The sequence below is a fragment of the Acidocella sp. genome (assembly GCF_028687955.1).
GTDB lineage: Bacteria > Pseudomonadota > Alphaproteobacteria > Acetobacterales > Acetobacteraceae > Acidocella.
Map to the genome: position 1 here is coordinate 1 of NZ_JAQTZC010000089.1, position 6,907 is coordinate 6,907.

Here is a 6,907-nt window from a genome sequence, read left to right on the forward strand (position 1 = left end):
GACCTATGATGAAATCATCGAAGCATGCAAAACCGCATGGAACTGGCTGATTGCCAATCCACAGCGCATCAGCTCAATCGGATCGCGCGATTGGGCAATGTGTTATACTCAATCGGGGCTGGTATTACATCCTGGTCTACCAGGTAACCACGAATGCTGTCGCCATCCTGCGCGGCTGCACGCTGCGCAGCGCTGGCCCTGACCAAGCTGGAAGCACGCGGTTTCGCACCGCATCTTCCCACCAGCTTCCCCTCACAATCCCCTCGGGCGGACGACGGTGAAGAGCGGCGGGCCGGGGGGCGAGTTCGCTGTGCGCTCCCCCGCCGCCGGGGTGCAGCACTTTCTGGAAAAGCCTGTGAGCCACACAACCCCTCAAAACAACCACGACAGAGCGGCAATGTACTAAGGCAAACGCTTCAATCAGGCTTTCGTTTGCACGACTCAGCGCGCGACGCTCCAAGATAGCCTCTACGTGATGTCCATACTGCAGCCCATTCATCATTTTGTTCGAGCAGCAAGGCGCCGATGAGCCTGACGACAGCGGCCGCGTTAAGAAAGATGCCGACGACATCTGCGCGGCGTTTGATTTCGCCATTCATCCTCTCCAACGGGTTGGTGGAGTGGATCTTGGCGCGGTGTTGAGCGGAGTCCATGTCGTGTTTCGCTTCAGAACGCTGCGTCCTCGAACGCCATCACCGTCTTGGCCCCGGACTGGATCACCGCGAGCAGGGCGCCGGTCTGCGGCAGGAGCCGCTGCATATAGAAATTCGCGGTAATGAGCTTGGCCTTATAGAAACGCTCCGCCGCCTTTGGCATTGCGATTTTTGCCATCCGCGCCCACATGAAGCCGAGCGCCACCAGCCCGAACAGCCGCAGATAATCCACCGAGGCAGCGCCGATCTCGTTGGGATCGGACATCGCCGCCTCCATGATGTACCCGGTCGCGATCTGAAAATGCTCCAGTGCGGTCTGAAACGGCCCGACAAACGGCGCCATGTCCTCGCCGCCATTGGCCTCGCAGAATTCCAACACCGGATCGAGAAAGCGCGTCAGCAAGCGCCCTCCCTCGGCAGGCAGCTTGCGCCCGACCAGATCGAGCGCCTGCACGCCATTGGTGCCCTCGTAGAGCATGGCAATGCGCGCATCGCGGACATACTGCTCGACGCCGTGATCGCGGATATAGCCATGCCCGCCGTAGCACTGCACCGCGAGCGAGGAGATCTCGAAGCCGAGATCGGTGAAAAACGCCTTCACCACCGGGGTCAGCAACGCGGTGAAATCATCAGCCACCAGCCTGGCATCCGCATCCGCTGAAAGGTGCAGCACGTCGATCTCCCGCGCAACCCAGCCAGCCAGCGCGCGGCAGCCTTCGATATTGGCGCGCATGGTCAGCAGCATTCGCCGCACATCGGGGTGCACGAGGATCGAATCCGCAGGCTTGTCCTTGTTCTTCGCCCCGGTGAGTGCTCGTCCCTGAATCCGCTCGCGCGCATAGGCCACTGCATTCTGATACGCGACTTCCGCCACGCCCAGCCCCTGAATCCCGACCGACAACCGTTCGGTGTTCATCATCGTGAACATGGCCCGCAGGCCCTTGTTCGGCTCGCCGAGCAGCCAGCCCTTGGCGCCGTCGAACGACATGGCGCAGGTGGCCGACCCCTTGATGCCCATCTTATGCTCGATAGCAGTGGCGGTGACGCCATTGCGCGCGCCCAGGCTGCCATCTTCGTTGACCAGGAATTTCGGCACAACGAAAAGCGAAATCCCCTTCACCCCCGCAGGCGCATCCGGCAGGCGGGCCAGCACCAGATGGATGATGTTGCTGGTCATGTCGTGTTCGCCAGCCGAGATGAAAATTTTGTTGCCGGTGATGGCGTAGGTTCCATCGCCGTTCGGCACGGCCTTGGTGCGCAACATCCCCAGATCGGTACCGCAATGCGCCTCGGTCAGACACATGGTGCCGGACCACTCACCAGAGACCATTTTTGGCAGATAGGTCTGCTTCAACGCCTCGGTACCGTGATGATAGAGCGTGGTGTACGCCCCGTGCGTCAGGCCCGGATAAAGGCTGAACGAGATATTCGCCGCACACATCATCTCTTCCACGAGCAGCGACGCCGCAATCGGCATCCCCTGCCCGCCAAATTCCGGCGACGACGCCATCGCGGTCCAGCCGCCCGCGCGGAACGCATCATATGCGGCCTTGAACCCGGACGGTGTACGCACGGCACCGTTCTCAAAGGTGCAGCCTTCCAGATCGCCGCTCTGGTTGATAGGGAACAGCAAGCCCTCGGTCACCTTGGCGGCATCTTCCAGCACACTGTCGAGAAGTTCTGGGGTGAAATCCTCAGCCCCCGGCAACGCGGCAATGGATTTGCTGTCATGCAGCTCGTGCAGGACGAAGCGCATGTCCTCAATCGGTGCTTTGTAGATCGGCATGTCTGGTTTTCCTTCCGTTAGTTTCTCAAGGGCTTCCCGGAATCGATAATGCTTTTGATCCGCGCCTGGCTTTGCTTGGTGCGGATCAGCGCCATGAAGGATTGCCGCTCCAGCGTCATGACATCCGTCTCCGAAAGCTCATCGGCATACTCCACCTTACCGCCGCTGAGCACATCCGCCAATGCACCGGAGACGGTTACATCATGATCCGTGGCAATGCCGCGCTTGTGGAACCCTTCCAGCGCCAGCGCCAGCGCCACGCGCCCGGAGGGCCCCGGCAGATGCAGTGCCAGCGCCTGCGGCGGCGCGTAACCCGCCACCAACGCCAGGGCGCGGGCCTTGGCGTCGCCAAGCAGCCTGTCGCGATTCATAGTGATGCCGTCGCTCGGGCGCATGAACTTCAGTTCGATCGCCTCTGCCGCCGAGCGCGAGACGGTCGCGGTTGAGATAATTTCAAACACTTTTGCCACCGCCGGCATTGGCCCTTTGGGCATTTTCGAGTCTTCCTGCCAGCGGCTCAGCATCGTGGTGCAACCGCCCCAGCCGGGCACGAGGCCAACACCAACCTCGACCAGCCCAATATAGCTCTCCGCATAAGCCTGCACCGCCGAACAATGCAGCAACATCTCGCAGCCCCCGCCGAGTGCCCGCCCCGCGGGCGCGCCGACCACAGGAAACGGCGCATTGCGCATCGCGGTGTAAAGCTTCTGTCCGTCCTTGATGAATCCTTCGATTTTTCCCCAGAGCCGGATATTGGCCAGCATATAGGCCATGCCGATATTCGCCCCGGTCGAAAAATTCGTCTTATGCGGCATTTCGCGCAGATCGTCATTATAGAGCACCAGCGCCTTGTAACTCTTGCCAACCAGCGAGAGGGTTTTCTCCAAAATGGACAAAACATCGCCATCGAGCATGTTCAACATCGCATGGCGAATTTCCGCATGGATCTCGAAACACAACACGCCATCACCAAGGTCCCAAGTGGAGGCAACCTTGTTCGAGAACAGCGGTGTTTGCACCCGTTTAATATCCTCGAGGAGCAAGATCCCAGGCGCCCGGCGGATCGGCTTATACCCTCCACCCAGCGCAAACTGCTCCAACACGCCCGCCGCATTCGCCCGGTAGAATTTGTCCGCGCCGATCTGCTGCAAAATCGGTGGCACCGTCAGACCCAATTCCGCGAGATGAGCCGAAACCCACTCCGCGCCGATCCGGTCGATCAACTCAAACGGCCCGAACTTCCAGGTATAACCCAGCCGCATCGCCGCATCAATATCGGCAATGTCGCCAGCAATCTCAGGCACCAAAGACGCCGCATAGACCAGTACGCGGCCCAGAACGCCCCACGCATATTTACCGAACTTGCTGCTATCCTCGAGTAACTTTTTAATATCCGCGCGCGCGTCCTTAACCTGCGCAATCTCCGCCCGCACCGAGGGGCGCCATTCAAGATCCCCCTTCGCCGCCGCCTGCAAATTCAGCGCCGCCTTCACCCGCTTGCCGTCAGCGCCGCGCGTCGAGCGGTAAAAACCGCCCTTGCCCTTATTGCCGGTATAGCCCTGCGCAATCATCGTGCCGATCATCGCCGTATCACGATTCATGCTGTGAAACACATCGCTTGGCGGTAGCAGCCGGGCCAGAGATGCGTTGACATGCGGACTGAGATCAATCCCCACCAGATCCATCAGGCCAAACACGCCGGTCGAGGGAAAGCCCACAGGCTTGCCCATAATCGCATCAGCTTCTTCGACCTCGAGACCAAATTCCAACGCCAGCACCATCGCCGACTGAATCCAGTATGTGCCAATCCGGTTGGCGATGAACCCCGGCGTATCGTTGCATTTAATGACTGTTTTGCCAAGCTTCTCGTCGGCAAATTTGTGCAATGGCGCAAACTGCTCACCTTCGCCACCGACAATTTCAAGCAACCGCATATAGCGCGGCGGATTGAAAAAATGTGTAATACAGAAATCGCGGGTAAACGAACCGGGCAGGCCGGAACAAAGTTCTTTCAGTGGAATTGTGGATGTATTGGAAGATACCACCGAACCAGGCTTGCGCACCGCATCGAGCTTTTGATAAAGCCCTTGCTTGATATCAAGCCGCTCGACCACCGCCTCAACAATCCAGTCCACATCCTTCAACGCGCCCAGATCATCCTCGATATTCCCAGTCTTGATTCGCCCGACAGCATTCTTGCCCATCAGCGGCGCCGGGTCCATTTTCTTTAACCGCTCAATCGCCCCCTGCGCCACCGCATTGCGGTTGGCCTCGCCGGGTTTGACGACATCCAAGAGCAGTACATTTGCTCCCGCATTGGCGGCATGGGCGGCGATGCTCGCCCCCATAACGCCCGCGCCAATTACAGCAATGGAACGAATCTCCTCCATCTCAAATCGCCTCCAGCACCGTGGCAATCCCCTGGCCGCCGCCAATGCACTGCGTCGCCAGCGCATAGCGCCCGCCGGTGCGCTTGAGCAGCGCCGCCGCCTTGCCGGTAATGCGCGCCCCGGTAGCGCCGAGCGGATGGCCCAGCGCAATCGCCCCGCCATCGAGATTGACCTTGGCCGCATCGAGCCCAAGCTCGCGCATACAGGCCAGCGCCTGCGAGGCAAACGCCTCGTTCAATTCAACGACATCGAGCGCGCCCGCCTCGATCCCCGCCCGCGCCATCGCCTTGCGTGAGGCCACGACCGGGCCAATCCCCATAACCTCCGGTGCACACCCCGCCACGGCCACGGATTTGATCCGCGCCAGCATCGGCAGGTCATGACGCCGCGCATAATCCTCAGAACACACGAGCACGGCCGACGCCCCATCAGTCAACGGCGAGGACGTCCCCGCCGTCACCGTCCCGGTCTGGGAGAACGCAGGCTTCAAGCCGGCCAACGCCTCGGCGGTCGTCTCGGGACGCAGGCACCCATCGCGCACCGCCTCGCCCATCGGCACGATCTCTTCGTCCAACCGCCCATCCTGCTGTGCCGCCGCCGTCTTGCGTTGGCTCTCCAGGGCAAACGCCTCCTGCATTTCGCGTGAAATCTGCCAGCGCCCGGCGACGTTCTCCGCCGTCTCACCCATGCCGATATACGCCTCCGGCTTGGCGGCGTAGAGTTTGGGCGAAGGCAACAGGTTGAATCCGCCCATCGGAATCCGGCTCATGCTCTCCACCCCGGCGCAAATGAAGACATCACCCGCCCCCATCGCAATCGCCCCTGCCGCGATATGCACGGCCATCATCGACGAGCCACAAAACCGGTTAATCGTGGCCCCTGCGACAGAGAGCGGCAATTCCGCCAAAAGCCCAATCAACCGTGCCACATTCAGCCCCTGCTCGCCCTCGGGAAAGGCGCACCCGGCGAGAATATCCTCAATATCCTCTACATTTACCTTGGTGCGCGCCACCAGCGCGCGGACAACATCCGCCGCCATCTCGTCGGGCCGGACTCGCGCCAGCGCACCCTTTCCAGCCGGCGTAAAAGCAGAACGGGCATAGCCCGCAATCACAGCATTGGTCATGGAACACTCCAGCTTTGTTGGGTTATTCCGCCTGACTGGCCAGCACGGCCTCGCATTGACGGTCGATTTCAGTGAGTTCGGCAAGGCTCTGGTCGATGGCGACGCGCTGCTCTTGCAATTTGGCCACCCGCTTGCGCACCAGCAGCAGCAGCTGATGCGTTTGCAGATGGTGAGTTGGCGCGGCATCGTAAAGGTCAAGGTAGTCGCGGATCTCACGCAGCGAGAAGCCGAGCTTCTTGCCGCGCAGGATCAACACGAGGCGGGCGCGGTCGCGATGCGTATAAACCCGCGCAGTCCCGGCGCGCTGCGGAGCAATCAGCCCCTTATCCTCGTAGAAACGAATGGTTCGCGCTGTCAGCCCAAGCTGCTTTGCCAACTGGCTGACAGAGTAGAACGAGGCAGTATCACCGCTTACCGCAGCAGGAGCCTGAGAAGAAGACATGGTTGTGATCAATCCTGTTTTTGGTTTTTGAGCAATGGACGCCTCAAGCATGACAAGTTCCATGGTCTGACGAAAACAGCATGGTATTTACGTATAGGTTATGTTTAATCTCTTTGTCTAGAGGGAGTTTACCTGGCCACAAAATTCGTCTCAGGGCACAAAATGCGTGGAAATGGTGCTTTTCTCTTTGTTTACGCGGCTTTCTCCTGTCGTAACGACGCCATCGGGGTGGAGTTCCTGTGGACCTTCCGCATGGCCGTGCAAGGCGTGCGTTATATTCCGCTGCACGTTCAAACCGCCAATTTGCAGAAGCTCCCCCTCGCGGCCGCATGGCTCACGCGATGCGACACACAACGAACTTCAGGCCACCTTGCACCAACATCTCAATTGTTGATTCAGGCTAACCACCTACCTATCCTGGTATGACGCAATTCGTGGCGCTCGCGCCCAAGAGCCTTAAACGGATACTCCAGGACTATGCCGCCGGTTCTCCCTGAACCGGCAGCGTGT

Annotated in this window: 5 protein-coding genes and 1 pseudogene; 1 reads left to right on the forward strand and 5 read right to left on the reverse strand. The window is 60.0% G+C overall.

Going from position 1 to position 6,907, the window contains the following annotated elements; genetic code table 11:
• Window positions 1-202: hypothetical protein (locus tag PHE40_RS10095; protein ID WP_299961391.1), on the forward strand; the 202-nt coding region annotated here is incomplete at its 5' end.
• Window positions 203-416: 214 nt separating this feature from the next.
• Here the strand turns inward: PHE40_RS10095 and PHE40_RS10100 are convergent.
• The 5 genes and pseudogenes from PHE40_RS10100 to PHE40_RS10120 all read right to left on the reverse strand — a co-directional run.
• Window positions 417-641 (reverse strand): annotated as a pseudogene (locus PHE40_RS10100) (transposase); the annotation flags it as partial.
• A gap of 25 nt (window positions 642-666) precedes the next feature.
• The gene (locus PHE40_RS10105; protein WP_299961393.1) at window positions 667-2,439 is read right to left on the reverse strand and encodes an acyl-CoA dehydrogenase C-terminal domain-containing protein; all 1,773 of its coding nucleotides are present in this window, start codon (window positions 2,437-2,439) and stop codon (window positions 667-669) included.
• Window positions 2,440-2,456: 17 nt separating this feature from the next.
• Complete coding sequence (locus PHE40_RS10110; RefSeq protein ID WP_299961395.1) at window positions 2,457-4,829, reverse strand: 3-hydroxyacyl-CoA dehydrogenase/enoyl-CoA hydratase family protein; 2,373 nt, start codon at window positions 4,827-4,829, stop codon at window positions 2,457-2,459.
• Window position 4,830: 1 nt separating this feature from the next.
• A complete protein-coding gene (locus PHE40_RS10115; protein WP_299961396.1) occupies window positions 4,831-5,955 on the reverse strand; it encodes a thiolase family protein in 1,125 nt (374 codons plus the stop codon).
• Window positions 5,956-5,977: 22 nt separating this feature from the next.
• Window positions 5,978-6,397: a MerR family DNA-binding transcriptional regulator gene (locus PHE40_RS10120; protein ID WP_299961398.1), complete on the reverse strand. Its 420-nt coding sequence runs from the start codon at window positions 6,395-6,397 to the stop codon at window positions 5,978-5,980.
• Between the last annotated feature and the right edge of the window lie 510 nt (window positions 6,398-6,907).